The 24723-nt window shown below is 71.1% G+C and carries 25 protein-coding genes; 14 read left to right on the top strand and 11 right to left on the bottom strand.

The window, feature by feature from the left end:
• Nucleotides 1–95: 95 nt before the first annotated feature.
• The 3 genes from AADR41_RS10540 to AADR41_RS10550 all read right to left on the bottom strand — a co-directional run bounded on the left by AADR41_RS10540 (nucleotide 96) and on the right by AADR41_RS10550 (nucleotide 5177).
• Nucleotides 96–3119 (bottom strand): AfsR/SARP family transcriptional regulator, encoded by a 3024-nt coding sequence (locus AADR41_RS10540; RefSeq protein WP_342281072.1) that lies wholly within the window; start codon nucleotides 3117–3119, stop codon nucleotides 96–98.
• A 239-nt stretch (nucleotides 3120–3358) separates the two neighbouring features.
• On the bottom strand, nucleotides 3359–4969 hold the full coding sequence (locus tag AADR41_RS10545) for an acyl-CoA carboxylase subunit beta (RefSeq protein ID WP_342281073.1): 1611 nt from the start codon (nucleotides 4967–4969) through the stop codon (nucleotides 3359–3361).
• A 10-nt stretch (nucleotides 4970–4979) separates the two neighbouring features.
• Nucleotides 4980–5177, bottom strand: a complete 198-nt coding sequence (locus tag AADR41_RS10550; RefSeq protein WP_342281074.1) for an acyl-CoA carboxylase subunit epsilon — start codon at nucleotides 5175–5177, stop codon at nucleotides 4980–4982.
• 453 nt (nucleotides 5178–5630) lie between these two features.
• Here AADR41_RS10550 and AADR41_RS10555 point away from each other — a divergent pair, with 453 nt between their 5' ends.
• Nucleotides 5631–6275, top strand: coding sequence for an acyl-CoA-like ligand-binding transcription factor (locus tag AADR41_RS10555; RefSeq protein ID WP_342281075.1), 645 nt, complete (start codon nucleotides 5631–5633; stop codon nucleotides 6273–6275).
• Nucleotides 6276–6331: 56 nt separating this feature from the next.
• Nucleotides 6332–7903: an FAD-dependent monooxygenase gene (locus AADR41_RS10560; protein WP_342281076.1), complete on the top strand. Its 1572-nt coding sequence runs from the start codon at nucleotides 6332–6334 to the stop codon at nucleotides 7901–7903.
• Here the strand turns inward: AADR41_RS10560 and AADR41_RS10565 are convergent.
• Both AADR41_RS10565 and AADR41_RS10570 read right to left on the bottom strand, forming a co-directional pair.
• A complete protein-coding gene (locus tag AADR41_RS10565; protein ID WP_342281077.1) occupies nucleotides 7869–8753 on the bottom strand; it encodes an alpha/beta fold hydrolase in 885 nt (294 codons plus the stop codon). The genes AADR41_RS10560 and AADR41_RS10565 overlap by 35 nt on opposite strands.
• Before the next feature lie 70 nt (nucleotides 8754–8823).
• Nucleotides 8824–9273 (bottom strand): nuclear transport factor 2 family protein, encoded by a 450-nt coding sequence (locus tag AADR41_RS10570; RefSeq protein ID WP_342281078.1) that lies wholly within the window; start codon nucleotides 9271–9273, stop codon nucleotides 8824–8826.
• Between the two features lie 96 nt (nucleotides 9274–9369).
• On the opposite strand from AADR41_RS10570, the gene AADR41_RS10575 reads away from it, so the two are divergent.
• Both AADR41_RS10575 and AADR41_RS10580 read left to right on the top strand, forming a co-directional pair.
• Complete coding sequence (locus tag AADR41_RS10575; protein WP_342281079.1) at nucleotides 9370–9939, top strand: PadR family transcriptional regulator; 570 nt, start codon at nucleotides 9370–9372, stop codon at nucleotides 9937–9939.
• Nucleotides 9926–10741, top strand: coding sequence for an SGNH/GDSL hydrolase family protein (locus AADR41_RS10580; protein WP_342281080.1), 816 nt, complete (start codon nucleotides 9926–9928; stop codon nucleotides 10739–10741). The genes AADR41_RS10575 and AADR41_RS10580 overlap by 14 nt, the downstream gene beginning before the upstream one ends.
• A gap of 22 nt (nucleotides 10742–10763) precedes the next feature.
• On the opposite strand, the gene AADR41_RS10585 is transcribed toward AADR41_RS10580, so the two are convergent.
• Nucleotides 10764–11714 carry an N-acetylmuramoyl-L-alanine amidase gene (locus AADR41_RS10585; RefSeq protein ID WP_342281081.1) on the bottom strand — a complete coding sequence of 317 codons (951 nt, stop codon included), beginning with the start codon at nucleotides 11712–11714 and terminating at the stop codon, nucleotides 10764–10766.
• Nucleotides 11715–11946: 232 nt separating this feature from the next.
• On the opposite strand from AADR41_RS10585, the gene AADR41_RS10590 reads away from it, so the two are divergent.
• Together AADR41_RS10590 and AADR41_RS10595 are read left to right on the top strand one after the other, a co-directional pair.
• A complete protein-coding gene (locus AADR41_RS10590) occupies nucleotides 11947–12468 on the top strand; it encodes a TetR/AcrR family transcriptional regulator (RefSeq protein ID WP_342281082.1) in 522 nt (173 codons plus the stop codon).
• 237 nt (nucleotides 12469–12705) lie between these two features.
• Nucleotides 12706–13179, top strand: a complete 474-nt coding sequence (locus AADR41_RS10595; RefSeq protein WP_342281083.1) for a hypothetical protein — start codon at nucleotides 12706–12708, stop codon at nucleotides 13177–13179.
• 181 nt (nucleotides 13180–13360) lie between these two features.
• Here the strand turns inward: AADR41_RS10595 and AADR41_RS10600 are convergent, their stop codons facing one another.
• The 3 genes from AADR41_RS10600 to AADR41_RS10610 all read right to left on the bottom strand — a co-directional run bounded on the left by AADR41_RS10600 (nucleotide 13361) and on the right by AADR41_RS10610 (nucleotide 15360).
• Nucleotides 13361–14002, bottom strand: coding sequence for a glyoxalase (locus AADR41_RS10600; protein ID WP_342281084.1), 642 nt, complete (start codon nucleotides 14000–14002; stop codon nucleotides 13361–13363).
• A gap of 103 nt (nucleotides 14003–14105) precedes the next feature.
• On the bottom strand, nucleotides 14106–14516 hold the full coding sequence (locus tag AADR41_RS10605) for a VOC family protein (protein WP_342281085.1): 411 nt from the start codon (nucleotides 14514–14516) through the stop codon (nucleotides 14106–14108).
• Nucleotides 14517–14610: 94 nt separating this feature from the next.
• Complete coding sequence (locus AADR41_RS10610) at nucleotides 14611–15360, bottom strand: dienelactone hydrolase family protein (protein WP_342281086.1); 750 nt, start codon at nucleotides 15358–15360, stop codon at nucleotides 14611–14613.
• Between the two features lie 359 nt (nucleotides 15361–15719).
• On the opposite strand from AADR41_RS10610, the gene AADR41_RS10615 reads away from it, so the two are divergent.
• The 5 genes from AADR41_RS10615 (at nucleotide 15720) to AADR41_RS10635 (ending at nucleotide 19700) form a co-directional block, all read left to right on the top strand.
• A complete protein-coding gene (locus AADR41_RS10615; RefSeq protein WP_342281087.1) occupies nucleotides 15720–16325 on the top strand; it encodes a L,D-transpeptidase in 606 nt (201 codons plus the stop codon).
• A gap of 392 nt (nucleotides 16326–16717) precedes the next feature.
• Nucleotides 16718–17713, top strand: coding sequence for a magnesium transporter CorA family protein (locus tag AADR41_RS10620; protein WP_342281088.1), 996 nt, complete (start codon nucleotides 16718–16720; stop codon nucleotides 17711–17713).
• Between the two features lie 54 nt (nucleotides 17714–17767).
• The gene (locus AADR41_RS10625; protein ID WP_342281089.1) at nucleotides 17768–18553 is read left to right on the top strand and encodes a DeoR/GlpR family DNA-binding transcription regulator; all 786 of its coding nucleotides are present in this window, start codon (nucleotides 17768–17770) and stop codon (nucleotides 18551–18553) included.
• Nucleotides 18554–18687: 134 nt separating this feature from the next.
• Entirely contained in the window at nucleotides 18688–19041 is a 354-nt protein-coding gene (locus AADR41_RS10630; protein ID WP_342281098.1) for a DUF4406 domain-containing protein, read from the top strand.
• Nucleotides 19038–19700, top strand: coding sequence for an NUDIX domain-containing protein (locus AADR41_RS10635; protein ID WP_342281090.1), 663 nt, complete (start codon nucleotides 19038–19040; stop codon nucleotides 19698–19700). The genes AADR41_RS10630 and AADR41_RS10635 overlap by 4 nt, the downstream gene beginning before the upstream one ends.
• 75 nt (nucleotides 19701–19775) lie before the next feature.
• Here AADR41_RS10635 and AADR41_RS10640 read toward each other — a convergent pair whose 3' ends face one another.
• Nucleotides 19776–20384: a TetR/AcrR family transcriptional regulator gene (locus AADR41_RS10640; protein ID WP_342281091.1), complete on the bottom strand. Its 609-nt coding sequence runs from the start codon at nucleotides 20382–20384 to the stop codon at nucleotides 19776–19778.
• Nucleotides 20385–20436: 52 nt separating this feature from the next.
• On the opposite strand from AADR41_RS10640, the gene AADR41_RS10645 reads away from it, so the two are divergent.
• Nucleotides 20437–21420: a GNAT family N-acetyltransferase gene (locus AADR41_RS10645; protein ID WP_342281092.1), complete on the top strand. Its 984-nt coding sequence runs from the start codon at nucleotides 20437–20439 to the stop codon at nucleotides 21418–21420.
• On the opposite strand, the gene AADR41_RS10650 is transcribed toward AADR41_RS10645, so the two are convergent.
• Nucleotides 21377–22903: an MFS transporter gene (locus AADR41_RS10650; protein WP_342281093.1), complete on the bottom strand. Its 1527-nt coding sequence runs from the start codon at nucleotides 22901–22903 to the stop codon at nucleotides 21377–21379. The genes AADR41_RS10645 and AADR41_RS10650 overlap by 44 nt on opposite strands.
• Nucleotides 22904–23099: 196 nt before the next feature.
• On the opposite strand from AADR41_RS10650, the gene AADR41_RS10655 reads away from it, so the two are divergent.
• A complete protein-coding gene (locus tag AADR41_RS10655) occupies nucleotides 23100–23471 on the top strand; it encodes a YciI family protein (RefSeq protein WP_342281094.1) in 372 nt (123 codons plus the stop codon).
• Nucleotides 23468–24679 carry an RNA polymerase sigma factor gene (locus tag AADR41_RS10660; protein WP_342281095.1) on the top strand — a complete coding sequence of 404 codons (1212 nt, stop codon included), beginning with the start codon at nucleotides 23468–23470 and terminating at the stop codon, nucleotides 24677–24679. The genes AADR41_RS10655 and AADR41_RS10660 overlap by 4 nt, the downstream gene beginning before the upstream one ends.
• Nucleotides 24680–24723 lie beyond the last annotated feature (44 nt).

Raw genomic sequence — 24723 nt, forward strand, 5'->3', positions numbered from 1 at the left:
GGCAATCGCCTTATCGGCGTGATATCGCCGGATTAAGCGGACCATGCCCCACCGCCGGTGGCCGGCCCTCGGAGGAACGGCCGGTCCTCTTCTTCCTATTTGCCGAATCCCACCCCCGGGGAAGGACCCGGGGAAGGCCCCGCCGCGAGCCCCGGGGGGAGCTCCGGCAAGACTTCCGGATCGATCTCCGGGGTACCGCTGAGCTCCCGGGCGACCTCCTCCTGCCAGTGCGTGGCCCCTCTGCGGGTGAACAGCTCCTTGGCACCCAGGAGTTCGGCCTGCGCCTCCTCGTCCCGGCCCAGCTCCCGCAGGAGTACGCCGAGTTTCAGCCGGATCGATCCCTCGACCACGGGGCTGCCGAGTCCGCGGGCGACCTTGCGGCCCTGGACGTACGCGGTCTCGGCCGATTCGAGCGCGCCGAGCGCCACCCGGGCCTGGCCGAGTCCGTACAGGGCGTGCGCGAGCCCGTGGGTGTCGGCCTTCGCCCGGGACAGCTCCTCCACGCGCAGGTAGGACTCCTCGGCCTCCTCCGCCCGCCCGGACAGGAGCTGTGCGCTGCCCAGCCGGTACAGGCACTGGGCGAGGCTGCGCGAGGCGCCGGGGTCCATGGACTCCGCGACCCGTACCGCGTCCCGGGCATGGCCGAGGCTGGCCTCGTAGTTGCCCCGGTCCAGCTCCAGCTGGGCCATGTTCTGGAGGACGGACGACTCCGACGACAGATCGCCGGCCTCGCGGAAGATGGGCAGGGCCCCGCGCAGCCGGTCCGCCGCGGCGTCGGGGTCGCCCTGGAGACGGTGGACGACCGCGAGGTTGCGCAGGACCAGGGCCCGGCCCAGCCGTTCGTCCAGGTCTCCGTAGAGCTCCAGCGCCTCCTCGGAGCGCGCCTTCGCCTCGTCCATGCTCTGCCGCATCAGCGCGGCGGCCCCGGTGTGGTGCAGCATGACCGCCTGGCCCAGGCGGTCGTCGGCGGCGCGGGCCGCGTCCAGGGCGTGCACGGCGCAGCTCTCCCAGTTCTCCACGTAGCTGCGCGTCTCGAAGAGCACGGACGCGGACCCCGTGAGGTCCCAGGCGAGATCGGCCATGCCCATCCGGGCCGCCTGCTCGACCATGCCGACCAGGCAGAGCCGCTCCGCCTCGAACCAGGCCAGCGGGTCGGCGAGCAGCTCCTCCAGCAGGTCCGTGTCGATGGTGGCCGGCTCGGTGCCGCTGTGCACGATGCTGAACTCCCCGCCGCTCTCCCTGCGGTGGGCCTCGCGGGCGATGGTCAGGGCGGTGCGGAAGACCCGGCGGCAGGCGTCGTGCCAGGCCTCGTCCGACTCCTCGTCCCGGGCGCGCTCCCCCGCGTACAGGCGCAGCAGGTTCTGGAAGCGGTAGCGCAGCCGGCCGGTCGCGTCGACGCCCACGACCTCCAGGAACTGGGTGTCCACCAGGTCTTCCAGGAGCAGTTCCGCGTCGATCACGTCGACGTCGAGCAGCGCGGCGGCCACCCAGGAGGTGAAGTCCGGTACGTCGGCGAGGCCGAGGCGCCGGTAGAGGCGGGCCGCGTCGACGGAGAGGTAGCGGTAGCTGAGCTCGAATCCGGCCCGGACCCGGGACTCCCCCTGGCTCAGCTCGTCGAGCCTGCGCCGCTCGTCGCTGAGCCTGGCCACCAGGTGCCGTACCGACCAGTGCGGCTTGGACGCGAGGCGGGCGGCGGCGATCCGCAGGGCGAGCGGCAGCCGGTCGCAGAGCTCGACCAGGCGGGTCGCGTCCGTGCGAGCGGCGGCGATCCGCTCCTCGCCGGCGATCTTGGCGACGAGTTCGACGGCCGCGTCGGGCGGCAGTACGCCGAGGTGGACGCGGGCTTCCTTGGGCCAGGTCACCAGCTGCTCCAGCTGGTCGCGGCTGGTGACGACCACGCAGCTGGCGCCGCTGCCCGGCAGCAGCGGGACGACCTGGGCGTGGGTGCGCACATTGTCCAGGACGATCAGCGCGCGGCGTTCGGTGAGCAGGCTGCGGTAGAGCGCGATCCGCTCCTCCAGCGCCTCCGGGATCTGCTGCCCCGGCACACCGAGCGAGCGCAGGAAGCGGCCGAGGACGTCGGCGACGGAGGCGGGCTCGTGCTGCTCGTCGTAGCCCCGCAGGTCCGCGAAGAGCCGCCCGTCGGGGAAGTCGTCGGCGACCCGGTGCGCCCAGCGCAGCGCGAGGCCGGACTTGCCGACCCCGGCGACGCCGGTGATCAGGCCGACGGTGGGGGTCTGGAGCGCGGCCCCGGATTCGATCATCAGCGCGTCCAGTGCCGCGAGTTCGCTCTCGCGGCCGGTGAACCCCGGTACGTCCGGCGGCAGTTCGGAGGGAACCACGACGACATCGGGCACCGCGGCCTCGGCCGCGACGGAGACGGGTCCGTCGGCCGGGGTCAGCGACGGGTCGTCGCGCAGGATCAGGTCGTGCAGTTCCTGGAGGTCCGGGCCCGGTTCGAGTCCCAGCTCCTCGATGAACTGCTCGCGCGCCTCCCGGTAGGACTCCATGGCCTCGGCGCGCCGGCCCGCCCGGTACTGGGCGAGCATCTGGTGGTACCGGGTCCGCTCGCGCAGCGGGTTCTCCTGCACGACCCCGCCGAGCTCGGGCAGCAGCTCGTAGTGGCGCCCCAGCGCCAGCTGGACGGCGGTGGCGTCGTCGTAGGCGTTGAGCCGGTGCTCACCGAGACGGCCCGCCTCCTCCTCGACGAGCAGCCCGGACACCCCGGCGAGCGCGGGCCCGCGCCACAGGTCGAGGGCGCGCCGGTACCGGCCCGCCGCGTCCTCCAGGCGCTGCTCCCGTGCGTCGATCTCCGCCTGGGCGACGAGTGCGGTGAACTCCACCGAGTCGATGTAGTGGCTCTCGGCGTCGAGGAGGTAGCCCGGATGCGCGGTCACGATGGTGTCGTCGGCCGCACCCTGCGCCTTGAACGTCTTGCGGAGCGCGGCGATGACGATGGCGATCTGGGTACGGGCGGTGGCGGGCGGATTCCCGTTCCACACTTCGTGCACCAGAGTGTCCACCGGCACGGTCCGGCCGGGATTGAGCAACAGCAGAGCGAGCGTGGTCCGTTGACGTGCCCCGCCGATGACCACCTTTCGCTCGCCCGACGTCACCATGAGTGGGCCAAGGATTTTGAATAAGAACCGTTCCCCCACCGGGCCTCCCGTTTCCCCCACCCCGAGGAATTCCGGGATCACATTACCCGTCCAGGAGTTCGAAGCGGGTGATCGGCGGCGAACTCTCGGTGGCCGGTTTCCGGCTCCGGGCGCGGGCGCACCGTCCGGGACCGTTTACCTGTCATATGCGGTCACATCCGCACGGGTCCGATCGGCTGTGATCGGACCCGCCGGAGGGGCTACTGCGGGGGGTTTCCGTGTTTGCGGGAGGGCAGGTCGGCGTGTTTGTTGCGGAGCATCGCCAGGGATTTGACGAGCACTTCCCGGGTCTCGGCCGGGTCGATGACGTTGTCCACGAGCCCGCGCTCGGCGGCGTAGTAGGGGTGCATGAGTTCGGTCCGGTACTCCTCGACCATGCGGGCGCGCATCGCCTCCGGGTCCTCGGCGGCGGCGATCTGCCGGCGGAAGATGACGTTGGCGGCGCCCTCGGCGCCCATCACCGCGATCTCGTTGGTGGGCCAGGCGTACGTCAGGTCGGCACCGATGGACTGGCTGTCCATCACGATGTACGCACCGCCGTACGCCTTGCGCAGAATGAGGGAGATCCGGGGCACGGTCGCATTGCAGTACGCGTACAGGAGCTTGGCCCCGTGCCGGATGATCCCGCCGTGCTCCTGGTCGACGCCGGGCAGGAAGCCGGGCACGTCCAGCAGCGTGATGATGGGGATGTTGAAGGCATCGCACATCTGGACGAAGCGGGCGGCCTTCTCGGAGGCGCCGATGTCCAGCACCCCGGCCAGTGACTGCGGCTGGTTGGCGACGATGCCGACGACCTGGCCGTCGAGCCGGGCCATCGCGCAGATGATGTTGCGGGCCCAGCGCTCGTGGACCTCCAGGTAGTCGCCGTCGTCGACGATCTCCTCGATCACCTCGTGCATGTCGTACGGGCGGTTGCCGTCGAGGGGCACAAGGTCCAGGAGTCCGTCGTTGCGCCGGTCGGCGGGGTCGCGGGTGGGCTGGACGGGCGGGTCCTGCCGGTTGTTGGAGGGCAGCATCCCGATCAGGTAGCGGACCTCGGCGATGCAGGTCTCCTCGTCGTCGTACGCGAAGTGCGCGACGCCGGAGGTCTCGGCGTGCACGTCCGCGCCGCCCAGCCCGTTCTGGGTGATCTCCTCACCGGTGACCGCCTTCACGACGTCCGGTCCGGTGATGAACATCTGGGAGGTCTCGCGGACCATGAAGACGAAGTCGGTCAGCGCCGGGCTGTAGGCCGCGCCGCCCGCGCACGGGCCGAGCATCACGCTGATCTGCGGGATCGCACCCGAGGCCCGGGTGTTGCGCTGGAAGATCCCGCCGTAACCGGCGAGCGCGGAGACGCCCTCCTGGATACGGGCGCCTGCGCCGTCGTTCAGCGACACCAGCGGCGCACCCGCCGCGATGGCCATGTCCATGATCTTGTGGATCTTCGTGGCATGGGCCTCGCCCAGCGCACCGCCGAAGATCCGGAAGTCGTGGGCGAAGGCGAAGACGGTCCGGCCGTCCACGAGCCCCCAGCCGGTAATGACTCCGTCGGTGTACGGCCTCCTGTCCTCCAGCCCGAAGCCGGTGGCCCGGTGCCGCCGCAACTGCTCGACCTCGCAGAAGGTGCCCTCGTCGAAGAGGAGCGCCAGCCGTTCGTGCGCGGTCAGTTTGCCCTTGGCGTGCTGGGCCTCGGTCGCCTTCTCGCTCGGCCCGCTGCGGGCCAGTTCCCGCAGGGCGTGCAGCTCCACGACACGTCCCCGGACATCGGTCGGGGCGGCGGCGTCCGGGGCGGGGGAAGCGGAGGCCGAGGGGTCGATGGTCGTCGTCATGGCGGTCCCCTCACTGCCAGCTGAGCGGGGCGTTGTACCGGTCCGCGTGCCGCCACCACCGCGAGCCGGCGACGGCCTGCCTCTCCGGCGACTGTTCGGGCTCGGACCGCAGCGCGAGCAACACCACGGTGAGCGCGGCCAGTTCCTCGTCGGTGGCCTGCCCCCGCTCGACGCTCAGCGCGATCCCGGAGCTGTCCGGACTGTCCATCTCACCCTCCTTCGCCTCCGGGGAGTTCACTGCGGAGATCCCCACGGCCTCTCATGGGACGCCGGATTCCTTGCGGGGGGCTACGCGGCTCCTATGCCGGGGTACCGGTGGACCGCTGCGCACACCGTCCGTCCAATCCACCAACTCCCTTTACCGCAGGCCCAGTTGAGCCAGCCAAGAGTAATTGGCACGAGGCCGGCGCATTCTTCGAAAGTGGCCGCGGTCCCCAAATCCGCACGGCGGGATCGCACCTCGCCCACCCCCATCGGACCCCCACAGAAGGAAATCCCGAATGCGCAAGCGCGCAGCACCGCCACCCCTGGACGCCGCGCGGCAAGGGCCGCCACCGGCCTGAGCGCACCTTCCACCCAGGCGGCAAAAACCTTCCATCTTGGCAACTTTTCCGTTTCGGCAATCTTGCCGCGACGGCAAGATTTGTTCTACGCTGCTCGCATGACACCAGCAGACGAGGCCCGCACGACCGGGCAGTCCGGACTCCGCGAGCGCAAGAAGCGGGAGACCAGGGTCGCGCTGAGCCAGGCGGCGATCCGGCTCTGCGTCCTGCACGGCTGGGCGGATGTGACGGTCGACCAGATCGCGGCCGAGGCCGATGTCTCCGTCCGCACCTTCCGCAACTACTTCTCCGGCAAGGCCGAGGCGATCGCCGCCGGTCACCTGGAGAGAATGCTCCGGATCGCCGACGACCTGCTCGACCGCCCGGCCGGTGAACCGCTCTGGGACTCGTTGCTGCACGCGGTCCTGGGCCGGTTCGTACCGCCGCAGAGCCCCGCGTCCCAAAACGCGCCACAGAACGAACGGTGGCGCGAGGGGGTGCGGCTGATGCTGGCCGAACCCGCGCTGGCCGGCGAGATCGTCAAGACCAACGCCGCCGCCCAGCAGGAGCTGGCCAGGGCCGTCGCGCAACGGACCGGCACCGATGCCGAACGCGATGTGTACCCGAAGCTGGTCGCGGCCGCGGTCGCGGCCGGCACCGCGGTGGCCGTCGAGCACAGCCTGCGCGCCGACGAAGCCGCACCGCTCGGCGCGGTCCTGGCCCAGGTCTTCGAGCAGCTCACCGCCGGCCTGCCGGTCCCGTAACACCGCGCTCCCCTCCCCTTTCTCTTCCTTCCTTTCCGCACCAAGGAGGCACGACCGTGACAGCCGACGTGATCATCGTGGGAGGCGGCCCGAACGGGCTGATGCTGGCCTGCGAGCTGAGCCTGGCCGGCATCAGCCCGATCGTGCTGGAGCAACTCCCGCAGCCCAGCACCGAACCCAAGGCGAACGGCCTGCTCGGCCAGGTGGTGCGCCTGGCCGACCACCGCGGCCTGCACGAGCCGCTCAGCGGCAGCCCGGAACCCCCGCGGCCGAACTCCGCCTACTTCATGTTCGCCGCCATGGGCCTCGACCTCGGCCTGCTGGACGCCAGTCCCGTCTTCGGCCTCGCCGCCACGCAACACCGCATCGTCCAGGTCCTGGAGGAGCGCGCCCGGTCGCTCGGGGTCGACCTGCGGCGCGGACACCGGGTCCGGGCCGTCGCCCAGGACGAGGACGCCGTGACTCTCGACGTCACCGGCCCCGACGGCGACCGACAGCTCCGCGCCCGCTACGTGGTCGGCGCGGACGGCGCGCACAGTGTGGTCCGCAAGCTCTCCGGGATCGGGTTCCCCGGCGTCAGCTACGACCGCCGCACCAACCGCACCGCCCACGCCACCGTCCCGGCCGACTGGGTCGACCCCGTCAACGGCGCGCTCACCGTGCCCGGCCACGGGCCGGTGCTGCCCTTCCTCCCCCACCGCGCCGACCGGGGCGGCTTCTCGTACGCGCCGTTCCCCGGGCAGCCGCCGCTGATCAGCACCACCGAGTGGGACCAGCCCGCGACGGACGAGCCGATGACGCTGGCCGAGCTGGAGTCGAGCGTCCGCCGCGTCCTCGGCGTCGATCTGCCGCTCGGCCCGCCGGACGGGCCGGGCCCCCATGTGCTGCGGCGGCTGACCGGCGGCAACACCCGGGTCGCCGACCGGTTCCGCGACCGCCGGGTCCTCCTCGTCGGCGACGCCGCCCACGTCTACACCTCCGGCGGCGGCCCCGGGCTGAACCTCGGCCTCCAGGACGCCGCCAACCTCGGCTGGAAGCTCGCCGCCACGCTGCGCGACACCGCCCCGCCCGGCCTGCTCGACAGCTACGACACCGAGCGCCGCCTGGCCGCCCGCCGGATGGTGCTCAACGCCGAGGCGCAGTCCGCGCTCACCGCGCCGGGGAGCGACACCACGGCCCTGCGCGAGCTCTTCACCGAGCTGCTCACCGGCAAGGAGGTCGTCCAGCGCCTCGCCGACCTCACCGCGGGCACCGATGTGCGCTACGAGATGGGCGTCCCCGACCCCCACCCCGCGGTCGGCTACTTCGCACCGGACCTGGAGCTGATCACCGGCACCGAGAAGGTCCGGCTGGCCGAACTCGCCCGCAGCGCCCGGCCGCTGCTGATCGACCTGACCGAGGACGGGTCGGTGGCGGCCGTACTGGCAACGGACCAGGACGCCATCGACCCGGTCGTCGCACAGCGCGTCAAGGGCCCGGCCGGCTTCTCCGCCCTGCTGGTGCGCCCCGACGGATACGTGGCCTGGGCCGGCGGCTCCCCCGTACCGGACCCGGCCGAACTCGCCGGGTTGCGGACGGCAGTCGAGCGCTGGTTCACGGCCGGGTGTGGGTCTCCAGGGCGTCGATGATCCCGGGCCAGAGTTCGCGGGGGCGGTCGTGTCCCATGTCGGCGATCAGCAGGAGCTTCGCGCCGGGCACCAGCTCGGCGGTGCGCCTTCCTCCGCTGGGGTCGGTCAGCGTGTCGTCCAGGCCGTGGATCACCAGGGTCGGCACTCGAAGCCCGCGCAGCGCATCGGTGCGCGGGCCGCTGAGAACCATTGCCGCGAGTTGCCGCCCGGCTCCGGCCGGGTGGTGGGCCCGGTCGTAACTCCGGGCGGCCAGCTCACGGAGGGGCGCCGGGTCGCCGTACCGCTTGGAGGCCCACACCAGGTCCCGTTCCGCCGCCGCGATGTACCCCTCGCGATCCGACGGCTTCGGGCTGGAAACCACCGCCTGGGCCTCGGGGCTGGGTCGGCCGTAGTCGGGCTCGCCGGTCGAGGACATCATCGACGTCAGGGTCAGCACTCGCTCCGGCCGGCTGATGGCCATCATCTGGGCGATCATTCCGCCCATCGAGGTTCCGACCACATGAGCCCGCTCGATGCCGAGCGCGGTGAGCAGGCCGAGGCCGTCGTCGGCCATGTCCCGCAGCGTGTAGGGCGCCATCGCACGGGCGGACGGGATGTCGCCCGAGCTCACGGCGTCGATGAACCGGCCCACGTCGACGGGATGTTCGTCGAACTTGGTGGACAGCCCGCAGTCGCGGTTGTCGTACCGGATCACGTAGCGTCCACGTTCCGCGAGCGCGCGGCAGAAGTCCTCGTGCCAGGCGATCATCTGGGCGCTGAAACCCATCACGAGCAGGACGGCCGGATCGGCGGGGTCACCGAAGGTCTCGTACTCGATGGACACTCCGGGCAGGGCTTCGACAAGCGGCATACCGGAAGTCTCCCAGCACCGGCCGTCCGCGCGCATCCCGGATTCGGCTGCGACCCCAGCGCGAGAGGCCCTAGCGGTCCACGGTCCCGGGGACGAGTCCGTCGGCGACCAGGCCGTCCAGTACCGCCTGGCCCAGGGCGTGCACGGCGGACTGGGGGCGGACCATCACGGTGAACTCCTTGATCCGGCCCGTCCCGTCGAACTGGAGCAGGTCGATGCCGTGGATCTGCCTGCCGTTCACGGTGGCACGGAAGAGCAGGATCGTCGACGGGGCCTCTTCGCCGTCGGCACTCGTCTCGGCCGCTCCCTCGAAGCGTCCGACGTAGCGGAAGTCCTCGAAGGTGCGCAGCAGCACTCCGAAGAGCCCCAGCACCATGGGCCTGCCCTCGAAGGGAGTGAACTTCACGGGGCTGTAGAGACGGATGTCCTCGGTGAACAGCTCGCTCAGCGCGGTCGGTTCACCCTTCTCCACCGCGGCGCGGAAGCGTTCGGTGGTCTCCGCTGCCTTCACGGTCTCCATGGCTCCTCCTGAAGCTCAAGAGTAATCAAGAATATGATTAGTCATTTTCTTGAGTATGATGCAGGGGCGGACGAGCAAAGGGAAGGGGTCGCTTCGATGGCTTTGCGACATGCCGTGCTGGCGGCGCTGCTGGACGGTGAGTACAGCGGATACCAGTTGGCGAAGGCGTTCGACATCGGCGTCGCGAACTTCTGGCACGCCCTGCCGCAGCAGCTGTACGCGGAGCTGGCCAAGCTGGAGAAGGAAGGGCTGGTCGCGGGGCGGCAAGTGATCCAGGAGACCCGGCCCAACAAACGCCTGTTCCAGGTCACCGACGCCGGTCGTGCCGAGCTGGAGAAGTTCGCCGCGGCCGTGTCGAAGCCCTCGTTCATCCGCGACGATCTGCTCGTCAAGGTCCAGGTCGCCGACCGCATCGGTACGGCGTCGGTGATCGAGCAGCTCCAGGAGCGCGCGTCCGCGGCCGAGGCCAAGATCGAGCTTCTCGGCAAGCTGCTGCGGCAGTTGCGCGGCGAAGTGGACGAGGACGAGTTCCTCCGCCGGGGCGAGCGGATCGGGCCGTACCTGACCTGTCTGCGCGGCCTGGCTTTCGAACAGGAGCACCTGGACTGGTGCCGGCGGATCGCGGCCGTTCTCCAGGAACGGCGGTCGGCACATGCCGAACAGTGAGTACCTGCGCTACGTCGCCCTGGGCGACAGCCAGACCGAGGGGCTCGGCGACGGTGACGACACCGTCGGGCTGCGGGGCTTCGCCGACCGGCTCGCCGAGCACCTCACGGCCGTCGGCCCTGGGCTCCGGTACGCCAACCTCGCCGTACGGGGCCGGGTCGCCGGTCAGGTCCGCGCCGAACAGCTGGGGCCCGCCCTGGCGCTGCGGCCCGACCTGGCCACCGTTGTCTCCGGGGTCAACGACCTGCTCCGGCCCCGGTTCGACGCCGCGGAGGTGGCCGGGCACATGGAGGAGATGTTCGCGGCACTCACCGGGGCCGGAGCCCGTGTGGTGACGCTGACCTTCCCCGACGTGGGGAAGATCGTGCCCCTTGCCCGGCCGATCAGGTCACGCGTGTTCGACCTCAACGCCCGCATCCGTGCGGCGGCCGCCCGTCACGGCGTCGCGGTCGCCGAAACCGGCCGGGCGGCCGTCACCACCGATCCCCGGCTGTGGAGTGCCGACCGGCTCCACGCCAGTCCGCTGGGCCACGAGCGGATCGCCCAAGCCGTCGCCGAAGCGATCCACCTGCCCGGCAGCGACGACGCCTGGACTCTCCCCCTGCCGCCGCAGAGGATCCCCACCCGCCGTCAGGCCACCGCGGCCGAGCTGCGCTGGGCGGCCGCGTTCCTCGGTCCCTGGCTCGGACGCCGCCTCCGCGGCCGGTCCTCCGGCGCCGGCCGCACCGCGAAGCGTCCCCGGCTACTGCCCCTGAGCGCCACGCCCGGCCCCGCGACGGGAAGCCGGCCGGCAGGCGATTAGGCGTCCACGGGGTCAGTGTCGGTCAGGCGTCCACGGGGTCGGTCTCGGTCTCGGTGGCGGCCCGCTCGATCGCGGCCTCGACCGCGGCGACGACGGTCCGTGTGTCGGCGCCCGTGCCGACCTGGCCGGCGAGCGCGGTGATCGCGGCGGTCTGTGCGGCCATCCGCCTGTCCATGGACCGGATGCGGGCCTGCATGTCCTTCAGGATGGACTGCGGCTGCCACGTCGGATTCGTCGAGTGGTCCGCCGCGTCCGCCGGGCCGCCGATCGCGTCGGTCTTCCACACGGCGTCGAAGATGTCGCGTTTGGTGATGCCTGCCATGGGGTCCTCCTCCTGGTCCGAGCCGGGGTTCCAGCTCGCGGGGTGCTTGAGCCGCTCGGAAACATCGGCGCGGAGCTTGGGCATGGTGAAGCCGCGGGGATCTATCTTGTCGTTCGACCACTCCAGGTGGCCGATCACGGACTTCGCCGACCATTTGTGCGCCCGGCACAGGGCGGCCTGGACACGGACGATCGCGTCGTACTGGGCCTTGGGCCAGGGGTCCTTGCCGTCGCCGAGGTTCTCGCACTCCCACCCGTAGAAGCGCGCGTTGCCGTCGACTCCGTTGCTGTTGCCTCGCGTCGGCGGAGTCGGCCGGGTGCCGTACGACTCCGCTATGACCTGGTCGAGCACCTTGGGGTCGCCGCCACCGGCGTGATTCGCGCGGCCCCAGCCGACCATGTGCACCCGGCCGTCCTTCGCGATCATCCCGTGGCACAGCGGGCCGGGCAGGTCCGCGTAGCCGTCGCGGACCATCCGGACCGTCGCGGCGGTGCCCTTGGTCACTGTGTGGTGCACGATGCTGCCGTTGACCGGGCCCCATGGGCCCTTCGAATTGCGGTTGTGAGTACGCCAGTTTCCTACTTCGACCACGCGCACGCCCTCGGCGCGCAACGCCTTCAGTACAGCGGAGGCGGACAGAGGACCAGCCATTCGTTTCCCTTTCGGCCCGGGGTGTACGGGACGTCGCGGACCTTGTGTACGGTGCGCCGCAGTCCGGGTGAACGTGAACCGGTCTGCGGTGACCACCACTTCATAGGAGATCCATACCCCCGCAACGGCAGCCGGACTCGACCGCGTGACCGGCAGTGTGCACGGACCTCGGCGACGAACGCTCCGACGCGCCCCGGCCGGGAATTCGCGCGTGGTGCACTCGGGAACGAGCATGGACGACATCGCGAAACTGGCCGCGGTGTCCAAGCAGACGGTCTACAAGCACTTCGCGGACAAGGAGAAGCTGTTCTCCGAGATCGTCCTGGCCACCACCGATCGCATCGACGGCATGATCGACCTGGTGTCCGCCATCCCCGCGGACGCCGGTGACCTGGAAGAGAACCTGACCCGGCTCGCCCGCCAGTTCCTGGCCGCCCTCACCCGGCCTCAGGTCCTTCAGCTGCGACGCCTGATCATCGCCAACGCCGACGCCTTCCCCGAGTTGGGTACCGCCTGGTACGAACAGGGCTTCGAACGGGTGCTGGTCACCCTGGCGGAGACCTTCCGGCACCTCACCGAGGAGGGTCTGCTCCGGACCGACGACGCGATGCTGGCCGCCCATCACTTCTCCGGCCTGCTGTTGTGGATCCCCGTGAACAAGGCCATGTTCCACGGCAGTACCCAGCACACCGAGGCAGACCTCGACCACTACGCCGCCGCCGGCGTCCGCGCCTTCCTCGCCGCCCACGGCTGATCCGGCGTTCCGCGGGTTCGGTGACATCGAAATCGAAATCGGAATCGAAGCCGAGTCGAAGTCGCAATCGAAGCCGAGTCGAAGTCGAGCCTGCCGGGATGGACCGCGAGGGGCCGCACGGTGCCGCGCAACCGGCGCAAGCAGTGTCGTTTCGGCACTGAAGTTGTTGGGCCGTCCGGGTACGTTCATGGCCGCGTGCCTGGCGCGGACATCCGTGACCTGCGTAAATCCGGGATTGTGATCAAGAACCTCGTGCGACGCGGCCTTCCCGCGCTCGCCCTCGCAGTCCTGCCCGTCCTGGCCTCCGTCCCGGCTGCCGACGCCGCGGCGAGCAGCCACCCCGTCCGGAGCACGCAGGCCCACTCGGCGCTGCGGAGCGACTCCCACTTCTACCCGACCGCCACCCTCGGCCGGAACCAGGCCTGGACCTCCGGCAACGGCCGTACCATCCTGCGCGTGCAGAGCGACGGCAACGTCGTCGTCTACAAGGACGGCCACCCCGTCTGGCAGGCCCCGAACGTCTACCCCAACGCCGACCGCCTCGTCATGCAGGAGGACGGCAACCTCGTCGTCTACAACCGGGCCGGTGACCCGCTCTGGGCCGCCGGAACCTGGCACAAGGGCCGGTACCTCTCCGTCCAGGACGACGGCAACGTGGTCGTCTACGACAGCGCCAACCGTCCCGTCTGGGCCACCAACACCGGTGACTGAGCAACGTTCAGAGCACTGAGCGACGTTCCCTGCGAGGGCCCGGACAGCTGTCCGGGCCCTCGCCCTTGCAGCGGCCTCGGGCTCACGCGGGCCGACGGTACGTGCCGGGCGCGGCGTGGAGGGCCGGTGCGTCGGCCTCAGCGCCGAGGCCGGCCCCTTCGCGCCCGCCTTGTCGCCGCGGTCACGCCCGGTGGTGTTCGGCCGGAACGGCCGATGAGGCGGCCTCCCACGCGAACCCGTCCGGGTCGGTGAACGGGCCGGCGGCGCCGCCGATCACGAGCCCGTGCGTCCCGGTGCCGTCGGGAGAGACGCCGAGGTCCTTGGCCAGTGCGCGGCGACGGTACAGCGCCAGTTTGACGGGGCTCTCGCCGGCCGCGAACTCGACGTACACACGGCTGAAGCTCTTCGCCACGGCAAGGCCCTGGCCGACGTAGAACCGCTTGCTCGCGATCACGTCCTCGACGCCCAGCAGGAGCACGATCTCGTCGATCTGGCGAGTGGCGGGGCCGGTGTCCTTCTTCGCCGAGGTCGCGACCTTCCAGATCGTCCCGTCCGGGGCCTGTACGACGCCGCCGTAGCCCCAGAGCGACTTCGCGGCGGGCTTCAGCGAGGTGGCGCCCGCGTCGAGTGCGGCGCCGATGAAGCTGTCAACGGTGGCGGGCCGGGACACCGTGAGCGCGAGCGTGAACCCGCGGAAGCCGGTGGTGGGGGCCTCCGAGGCGCGCAGGCGGATCTGGGTGTCCAGGCCGAAGGCGGTGGCGCAGAAGCGCTCGGCGGCCGCGGGGTCGGCCACCTCAAGGGTCACGGTTTCGATGGATGCCATGTCCAACACGCTAGTTACAGCACGGCGACCGGGGCTTCTCGATTCCTGACCGGTTCGGTCCGTACGCCGGCCGGCGCCACCTGCCCCGTCGCCGCCGAGCGGCTCAGCGCAGTTCCTGGATCCGGACCATGTTGCCCGCGGGGTCGCGGAAGGCGCAGTCGCGCATGCCGTACGGCTGCTCGGTCGGTTCCTGGACGACCTCGGCGCCGGCGGCCCGCACCTGCTCGAAGGTGGCGTCGAGGTCCCGGGTGGCCAGCAGGATCCAGCCGTAGGTGCCCTTGGCCATCATCTCGGCGATGGTGCGGCGCTCGTCGTCGGTGACTCCGGGGTCGGCGGCGGGCGGGGCCAGCAGGATGGACGTGCCGGGCCGGCCGACGGGACCGACCGTGATCCAGCGCATCCTGCCCTGCCCGACGTCGGCGCGTACCTCGAAGCCGAGGACGTCGCGGTAGAAGACCAGGGACTCCTCCGGATCGTCGTGCGGGAGGGAACTCGTGTGAATGGAGATGTCCATAACGATCATGCTAGGCGCGGCTCCGCGATCCGCATCTCACGAATCCCTCGTGAATGGCTCGTGGCTCCCACCCGCCGGTCCCCGGGCCGCAGCCTCAGCCCTTGGCCAGGGTGCGGTCGAAGAGGTGGAGCAGCCGGTCCCAGTGGTGTTGTAGTGCGGCGGCGTCGAAGGCCTCGGTGTCGGCCATGGTGAAGCCGTGGACGGTGCCGGGGTAGATCTCGCAGGTGTGGTCGACGCCCGCGGCTTCCAGCACTTGGTCGAGCTCTCCGACGGCCTCGGGTGACATGTCGCTCTCGGCGATGCCGAAGTGCACCTCGGCGGTGACCTGGGGGGCGATGCGGTGCGGGCTGTCGGGCGCGTCGGTGATCAGCGCGGAGGGGTGGAATCCGGCGACGGCGGCCACCCGGTCGGGGTGGGCCGCCGCGGTGCGCAGCGCCAGGGCGGCACCCATGCAGTAGCCGATCGCGGCGACCGGTCCCGCGCCGACCTCGGGCTGGGCAGTGAGGAACTTGAGATAGGCGTCGGCGTCACGCAGGGCGCGTTCGGTGGTGTGCGCCTCAAGCAGGGGCACCAGCCGGGCGAACAGCGCGGGCCGGGCCTCTCCTCCGATGCGCTCCGGAAGGTCGGTCACCGGTGCCGGGCCGTTCCGGTAGAAGACGTTGGGAACGAGCACGTAGTACCCGTGCCCGGCCAGTTCGCGGGCCATCTCCTCCAGCACCGGACGTACTCCGAAGATGTCCATGTACAGCAGCACTCCGGGGTGCCGCCCGCCGCCTTCGGGCCAGGCGGCGAACGCGTCGGCCTGGCCGTCCTCGGTGGGAATCTGCAGCGTCTTGGTGGGCATGGGTACGAACCGTAGCAGCGGTGCTCGATCCGACCGTCGTCAAAAACGACGGACTCGGTGTGCGGGTACGGCAGTCGGCCGCCGGGCGGTGAGATGCCCGGTACGGGTGTGCGGGCCCGTTCCCGCTCCGGGCCCTTCGCGTGCCGCCGCCCGACCACCCTGCGTCCGGTAGTCGTCCGGCGTGCATAAGCGCAGGCCGGAGCGGTGCATCAGGCACGCATGAGGGCATGCATGGCCGCCCATCGGCGCATCGCCGCCAGGAGTTCCGTTCCGGCTCCCCGAGATCGCATGGTTGGTCCACGGCGCCCCGGACTCCCCGGGGCAGGCCGCCTCCCCCGTTCTCGAAGGAGCGATCACCCATGTCCGCGACCTCTCCCCTGCGTGTCCGTGCCGCCGCCATCGGCCTGAGCGCCATGGCCCTGATGACCGTTGCCGCCGTCACCGCCCCGAGCGGTCGGGCCGCCGCCCCGGCCGACGGCCGGCCTGCCGCCGCCGGCGCCGTTGTCACCACCCTGAAGTTCGTACGGAACTCCGCCGACCCGCAGAACTCGCGTCTGCTGGTGGTGCGCGGCAACAAGACGCAGGCCGTCTTCCGGGCCGGCTCCGGACTGGGCCGCAACCACGCCAAGGGGCGTGACGAGTGCGCCTCGGCGAAGGGGTGGCTGCCCGCGGGGACCTACACCGTCGGCGCCCGCCAGACCCGCTACAACGGCAACCTCATCAAGGGGTACGCCATCCCGCTGAGCAACAAGACGTGCAAGAACGGCCGGACCACGCGTACCGAACTCTTCATCCACAGCGAGATGACCCGCGCCGGAGGGCAGGGCGGCACCGAGAGCCGGCGCTGGGACGGCGTGGGCGACTACAAGTCGGCGGGCTGCATCAAGCTCGCCCCGGAGGACATCAAGAAGCTCTTCCGCAACCTCGGCCGGGGCGCGGCGCCCAAGCGTCTCGTCGTCGTCTGACAACGGGAGCGGCGGTGCTCCGGGTCGCGGCCCGGGGCACCCCTGTCAGCGCGTCGGCAGCTTCTCCTGCAACCAGTCGAAGACGACATCGCAGTGCTGCCGCGGGGCCATCGGGGAGTAGCGCGTCCCGCCCGGTACGGCTGTTCCTCGTCGTGCGGGGGCGTCCGCGCCGCCCCCCGCACGACACAGTCCGTTACGCCGAACAGCCCGGGCATCCGTCCGCCGGGCAGGGCGGCGTCATCCTCGTGGTCGGCGCGTGCGTCCGGCCCGGCGCGCCTCCCGCCCCGAAGATGGGTCAGCGTACGGATCCGTGTCCGGCCCCGGCTCCGGCTCCGCGTACCGAGGCGTACGTGGTGGCCGCGGCCGGTCCCGGTGACCCATGGCGAGGAACGATGATCGTATCGATGGTGTCGATGCCGGAAGGGACCGTCACCAACCCCCATGTGTCGGAGGCACGTGAGCATCTGGCGGCATCCCGTTTCCTGCTCGTGGACGTCGAACTGCCCGAGGAGCCGCCGCCCGACGAACAGCCGGTCGCCCACCTGCTCGGGCTGGAGGCCGAGGACGTGGCGTGGCTCGGCAGGGAAGGCGAATCCGCGCGGGCCGAATTCCTCGGGGAAAGTGCCGCGTTCGTCGTGCCGGCGGTCGAGGCGGAGCGGATCACGCATGTCCATGCCTTCGTGACCGAGCGATATCTGATCACGGTGCACCGGGGCCCGGCCGGACCGGTCAGGAGCCTCACGTCCAGGTTGCCGCACGAACGGCCGCCCGACAGCGTGGCCATGCTGTTCCTGCTGCTGGAAGAGGCCCTGGACACCTTCCGCCGGTCCGCCGTGCAGGCCCTGCTGGAGGTGGAGGACCTGGAGGACGAGATGTTCCAGCACCGGGTTCCGCAGCATGTCTACCGCCTGGCACAGCTGCGCCGGCGCGGGGCACTCCTGCACCACGCGCTGCTGCCGTACCTTCAGGTGACGGACGAGATCTTCACCCGCCGGATGATGAACCCCGGCTTTCCCGAGAAGCGCCAGAAGCTCGCTCGCGACTACCAGCACACCACGAGGCTGGTGCTCACGGACATCGAGTCGCTCCAGAACTCCGCCCGCCGCGCCTTCGCCAGCTACTCCTCGCTGGTGTCCGGCGAGCAGAACAGCGTGATCAACCGGTTGGCGATCGTGTCGACGATCTTCCTGCCGCTGAGCTTCCTGACCGGGTTCTTCGGCATGAACTTCACCTACTTGACCGACGAGCTGGAGAGCCGGGGCATCTTCTGGCTGCTCGCCGTGGGACTGCAGGTGGTGTTCCTGATCGTCGCCCTCTACGCGCTGCACCGCACTCGTATCTGGCGGAGGCTGCGCGACGACGACAACGGCCACGACGACGACCAATAGCAGAATCCGCACACTCTCATGTTCATTTGAACTTGAGCATGGTAGAAATGAGCCATGGGTGTCGCCAATCGTCTGGACCTGACCCTGCGATTGGTGCAGGGCTCCGACCGGGTTTCCGTGTCGGAGCTCTCCCATCGTCTGGGCGTCTCGGAAATGACCGTGCGCAGGGACCTCGACGCACTGGAGCGTCAGGGCCTGGTGCGAAGGGTGCACGGTGGCGCTGTCGCCACCCGTCCTCGTGAGGAGGACGCGGGATTCTCCGCGCGGGAGCCCTGGCAGACGGCCACCAAGGACCGTCTGGGCGCTGCCGTGGCCGGGCTGGTGGAGCCGGGCTCGCGAGTGCTGCTCGACGCGGGGACCACGACCGTGCACGTCGCCGAACACCTGGCCGCCCGGGCCCCGCTGACGGTCGCCGTGCTCAGTCTGCAGGCGGCCCTGACCCTGGCCGACCGGCCCGGGATCGATCTGTTGGTCGTGGGGGGCCGCTCCCGTCCCGGCGAGCGCTCCCTCGTCGGCCCGCTGGCGCTGCGCACGCTGGAGTCCCTGGCCTTCGACTGTTTCGTGATGTCCATCGGTGGTGTGCACGCCGAACACGGCTGGTCGGAGTTCTCGCTGGACGACGCGGCCGTCAAGCAGGCCGGGCTCGCCCGGACCACCCGCACGATCGCGGTGGCGGACGCGACCAAGCTGGGCGTACGCGCGTTCAGCCGGGTCGCCCCGCTCGACGCGGTGGACCGCTTCGTCACCGACAGGGCGGCCGAGGACGCCACCACGCACCCCAGCGGTCCGGCGACCCTGGACGCCCTGCGGGACGCGGGCGTCGACAGCCTCCTCGTCTGAATCCGTGCCGGGTGCCCGATCCGGCACCCGTCCCCAAGGAATGAACGCCCATGACCGACGTTCCGAGCGCACTTCCGCGCACCCGGCAGCACACCCTTCCCGACGCCCGCCCGCACGCCCTTCCGCGCGCCCTGATGATTCTCGTCGCGGGCCCCTACCGCTCGGGCACCGACGACGACCCCCGCAAACTGGAGGCCAACGTACGGGCGATGAACGAGGCCGCGCTCGTCCTCTTCCGCGCCGGGCACCTGCCCGTCACCGGCGAGGCCCTCGCCCTGCCGCTTCTGGAGACGGCCGGCAGCACCGGCCCCGGCGACGCGGTGTTCGAGGAGATCTTCCACCCCGTCGCCGAGCGGCTGCTCTCGCGCTGCGACGCGGTCCTGCGCATCGGCGGCCCCTCCGAGGGGGCGGACCGGATGGTCGCCCGGGCCCGCGCGCAGGGCAAGGACGTCTACCCCGGCCTCGACGCCGTCCCGGCCGCCCGATGACCGCCGGGATCGACACCCCCGACCGGCGCGGGCGCACCGGCCTGGACCAGCACGGCCGCGACCTCACCGGCAACCCGGACGTGCGGATCCGCGAGGTGGAGCTGCTCTCCAGCGACTGGTACGTACTGCGGAAGACCACCTTCGACTTCCGGCACGGCGACGGACACTGGAGCCGCGAGCAGCGCGAGACGTACGACCGGGGCGACGGGGCGACCATCCTGCTCCACAACACCGACCGGCGCACCGTGCTGCTGACCCGTCAGTTCCGCCTCCCCGCCTATGTCAACGGACATCCAGACGGGATGCTGCTCGAAACCGCCGCCGGTCTCCTCGACGGCGACGGCCCAAAGGAGGCGATCCGCCGGGAGGCCGCCGAGGAGACCGGACACACCGTCGGCGCCGTCGAGCACGTCTTCGACGTCTACATGAGCCCCGGCTCGGTCACCGAGCGCCTGCACTTCTTCGCCGCCCCCTACGACCCGGCCGACGTCCCGGTCGGTGGCGGCCCCGGCGGAATCGCCGAGGAGGGCGAGGACATCACCACCGTGGAACTGCCCTTCACCGAGGCGCTCGACCGGATCCGCAACGGCACGATCGCCGATGCCAAGACCATCATGCTGCTCCAGTGGGCCGCCCTCGACGGGCCGTTCGCGCGGTGAGGGCACGGGGGTCCGGGCGGATCGTCGCCGTGCGAGGGGGCATGCGGCTCATCTCCGTGCGAAGGAGCGGGCGGCTCATCGCCGTGCGGGCCCGGGCGGTGTGATCGAGGCGAGGAAGTCGTCGACCATCGCGATCTGTACGTCCTCGGGGAACCGGCCGGGGTCGAAGAGTGCCTGGACGACGAGTCCGTGGGTGAAGGCGACGGCGGTGGCGGCGAGCCGCTCCGGGTCGGCGGCCGCGGGCACTTCGCCCAGGCCGCGCGCGGCCTCGAACTGCGGGCGGAGCGTCGAGCGCAACCGGGTGTAGCGGTCTGCCTGGTCCGTGGCGAGTCCGTCGTCTGCGAGGGCCAGGTCCCAGGAACTGACCCAGATGCGGTTGCGGGCGGTGTCGCCCTCGGTCAGCGGCAGGATGTCCAGCAGCATGGCCCGCACGGTGGCCAGGCCGTCGGCCGGACGGTCGCGGCGCGGGCGTTCCGCGGTGCGCTTCTCCAGCAGGTCCAGGGCATGCGCGATCAGGGCCCGCTTGGTCGGGAAGTAGTGCATGAGCATCCCGGTCGAGACGCCCATCGCGGCCGCGACGGCGCGCAGGGTCAGCCCGCCGAACCCCTTGTCGGCGAGAACCTGCCACACCGCCCGGGACACATCGTCACGGCGGGCTTCACGGTCTCCGGGCGCGGGCGGCATGCTGCTACCTTACGTACCGAACGCTTGTTACGTACCCAGGGACGAGGTTTCCGTGTTCACACTGCCGCTCGGCGACACCGCTCAGCTACGCCCTCTGGAGCCCTGGCACGCGCAGGAGTTCCTCGCCCACATCGACCGCGCGCGGCCCCATGTGGACCCCTGGATACCCTGGGCGACCTTCAGCACCGACCGCGCCTCCGCCACCGCGGTCCTCCAGCGCTACGCCGACAAGCAGGCCGGGGACACCGCCCGGATCTACGGGATCTGGCTGGACGGCACACTCGTCGGCGGCGTCATGTTCACGCGCTTCGACAGCGCCTCCGGAGTGTGTGAGGTCGGCTGCTGGCTGGAGGCCGCCGGGGAGGGCCGGGGGCTGGTGACCCGGGCGTGCCGGGCGCTGCTCGACTGGGCTTTCGCGGAGCGTGGGATGAGCCGGGCCGAGTGGTGGGTCCGGGCGGGCAACACCCGGAGCGTCGAGGTCGCGCGCCGGCTGGGGATGACCCGTGACGGTGTGCTGCGGAAGCACACCGAGTACCGGGGCGAACGGCACGACATCGAGGTCTGGTCGGTCCTGGCCGAGGAGTGGCCCCCCGCGTCGGAGGCATCCGCCGAAGGGACACCCGTTTCCGAGGTCAAGGCCGAACTCGACCGGCTGACGCGCGCCCTCTTCGGTGCTTTCACCAACACCGGCGGTGGCCGGCCCGACCTCGGTGTCGTCCGAGAGGTGTTCATTCCACAGGGGACGATCATCGCGAACACCGGCGGCACCGACGCCGAGCCGGTGGTGTACGACCTGGAGTCCTTCATCGCTCCCCGGGAGAAGATGCTCACCGACGGGACGCTGACCGATTTCTCCGAGTGGGAGGTCGCCGAGCGTACCGAGGTCTTCGGGTCCGTCGCGCACCGGTTCAGCCAGTACCGGAAGTCCGGCATCCGCGACGGCGAGCGGTTCGAGGGCTCCGGCCGCAAGACGATCCAGTTCGTACGGACGCCTACCGGCTGGCGGATGAGCTCGATGGCCTGGGAAGACGCGTAGGCGCTACCTCGTCCCGGGCCGTCCGGACACGGGAGGCCCAGAAGGTCAGTACGGCCGTCCCGGTGAAGAGGACCGCAGCGACACCGCCGATGACGTGCAGACCGGTCGTGAACGCCTCGCGCGCCGTGTTCAGCAGTTCGGCGCCCCGGTCGGCGGGAAGGTGCCGGCTCGCCTCGACCGCGCCGGCCAGCGAGTCGGACGTGCCGTCCGTCCGGCTGCGGTAGACCACCGCGGCCAGCACCCCGAGCAGCGCGAAACCGAGCGAGCCGCCGAAGTAGTTGCCGGTCTCCGACATCGACGCCGCCGAGCCCGCGCGTTCCGGTGGCACGGACCCGATGACCAGCCCGGTGCCCAGCGCGAACAGTGGCCCGGTGCCCAGCGCCAGCACGGTGATACCGGTCATCACCAGCGGCAGGGCGTGCCCGCCGTCGGCGAGGACCAGCAGCAGACTGCCCAGTGCCGACACCACAAGCCCGCCGGCGATCGCGGTCGGCTGCTTCATCCGGCGGGCGAGCGCCGGCGCGGTCATGGTGCCGACCGCCACACCCAGGCCCATGGGCGCGAACAGCATCGCCGACGCGACCGGCGAATGGCCCAGCACGTTCTGGAGGTACTGGGTCACCTGCAGCCCCGTACCGGCCATGGCCATGCCGGCGAAGACCAGCGCGACGAGCACGGCCGTGAACGGGCGGCTGCGCAGCAGCCGGAGGTCCAGCAGCGGCGTCTCCAGCCGCAGTTGCCTGCGTACGAACAGCACGCCGACGGCCGCGCCGACCACGACCGCCACCACCGGTACGAGGGGCACGCTCCCGGCGCCCACGCTCTCGACGGCCAGCCGCTTGATTCCGTAGACCAGCAGGAGCACCGCCGCGAGCGACTGCCCGACGCCGGCCGGGTCCAGCCGCCCGGCCCGGTCGCTGCGGAACTCCGGCAGCAGGACCGGCCCGGCGAGCAGCAGCACCACCATGGCCGGCACGGCGACGAGGAACACCGAGCCCCACCAGAAGTGCTGGAGGAGGAACCCGGCGAGTACGGGGCCGAGCGCGCCGCCGGTGAACTGGCAGGTCGCCCAGACCGCGACGGCCCGCCCGCGCTGCCGTTCGTCGCGGAACATGTTGGTGATCAGCGCGAGGGTGGAGGGCACCAGGGTCGCCCCGGCGACCCCCAGCAGTGCCCGGGCGACGATCAGCATCAGCGGGTCGACCGCGAAGGCGGCCACGACCGACAGCACCGCGAAGGCCGCGCAGCCGGTCATCAGCAGCCGCCGGCGGCCGATCCGGTCGCCGAGCGTGCCGGTCGTGATGACCAGACCGGCCACCATGAGCCCGTAACTGTCACTGATCCACAGCTGCTGGACGTCGGTGGCCCCCAGGTCGGCGCTCAGTTGTGGGAGCGCGAGGAGCAGTGCCGTCATATCCATGGCGACGAGAAACGTCGGCAGCATGAGGACGACCAGCCCCAGCCATGCCCGGTTGACTCGCATGTCGGAAACTCCCTGTTCTCTCGATGTGTCGTCGGCTGGTCGGAGCTGCCGGGAGTTTCTTGACATCGGTACGGGCGGTGCGGCGGCGAAAATCTTCCGCGGAAGTTCCGGCGGGGATGTCAAGACGGCCGGGTCGGCTCCGACCCACTGGGCGAAGGGCCCGACCGGGGCCCGCGAACCACGAGGAGTGCCAGAGATGAAGTTCCTGATCAGCATGCACATCAACCCGGCCGTGCTGGACGCGCTGACCGACGAGGAGAAGGCGGCGATCGGCGGCGGCCACGGCGAGTTCATCGAGGAGTTGAAGAAGTCGGGCGAGCTGATCAACACGCAGGCGCTGGTCGACCCGTCCCAGGCCGTCGTGGTGTCCGTACGCAACGGCCAGCCGGTGGTGACCGACGGGCCGTTCCTGGAGTCCAAGGAGTATCTGGGCGGCTTCTACCTGGTCGACTGCGAGAACAAGGAGCGGGCGATCGAGCTGGCGGCGCGGATCCCGGACGCCGCGATCGACGGTCTGGGCATCGAGGTGCGGCAGGTGATGTTCGCCGACGGACAATTGGAGGCATGACAGCACCAGCCATCGAGGACCTGCTGCGTGAACTCACGCCGCAGGTCCTGGGCACCCTGGTACGGCGGCACGGCCGGTTCGAAGGGTGTGAGGACGCCGTGCAGGAGGCCGTCCTCGCCGCCGCGGTCCAGTGGCCGGCCGAGGGGGTGCCGGACAACCCGCGCGGCTGGCTGGTCACCGTCGCGTCCCGGCGGCTCATCGACCAGCTGCGCAGCGACCACGCCCGCCGCGAGCGGGAGTCGGCGACGGCCGCCGAGGTGGTGCCGGAGGACGTGCCAGACACCGACGACACGCTCGTCCTGCTGTTCCTGTGCTGCCATCCGACGCTGACCGCGGCCTCCCGGACCGCCCTGACGCTGCGGGCGGTCGGCGGTCTGACCACTGCCGAGGTCGCCCGCGCGTTCCTGGTGCCGGAGGCCACGATGGCGGCCAGGATCAGCCGGGCCAAGCAGCGCATCAAGGCCGCCGGCAGCTCCTTCGGCCTGCCGGAGGGCGCGGAGCGCGAGGAGCGGCTGCGGGTCGTCCTGCACGTGCTCTACCTGATCTTCAACGAGGGCTACACCGCCTCCTCCGGCCGCGAGCTGCACCGCGCGGACCTCGCGCACGAGGCGATCCGGCTGACCAGGTCGGTGCACGCGCAACTGCCCGGGGACGGCGAGGTGACCGGGCTGCTCGCGCTGATGCTGCTCACCCACGCCCGCCGCCCGGCGCGCACGTCGGCGGCGGGCGACCTGGTGCCGCTGGACGAGCAGGACCGTACGCAGTGGGACCGCGAGCTGCTCGACGAGGGGTTGGGGCTGGTCAAGTCGTCGCTGGCCGGTCCGGCGCTGGGCCCATACCAGTTGCAGGCCGCGATCGCCGCCACGCACGCCGACGCGGCCACGGCGAAGGAGACCGACTGGCCGCAGGTGCACGCCCTCTACCTGATCCTGGAGCGGATCGCGCCCAACCCGATGGTCACCCTCAACCGGGCGATCGCACTCGCCGAGACCAAGGGCCCGCAGGCCGGGCTGGCCCTGCTGGCCACCCTGGACGGCGACCAGCGGATGGCCGGGCACCACCGGCTGCTGTCCGTACGCGCGCACCTGCTGGAGAGGACCGGCGACACGGCCGGTGCGTACGAGCACTACCGCCGCGCCGCGAAGGCCACCGCCAGCATCGCCGAGCAGCGCTACCTGGAACTCCGGGCCGGCCGGGTGAAGCCATGAGGGCTGTCCCACAGGTCCGGAACTCCGCCCGGGACGCCCGGACC

The sequence above is a fragment of the Streptomyces sp. CLV115 genome, assembly GCF_038448545.1.
Lineage (GTDB): Bacteria > Actinomycetota > Actinomycetes > Streptomycetales > Streptomycetaceae > Streptomyces > Streptomyces sanglieri.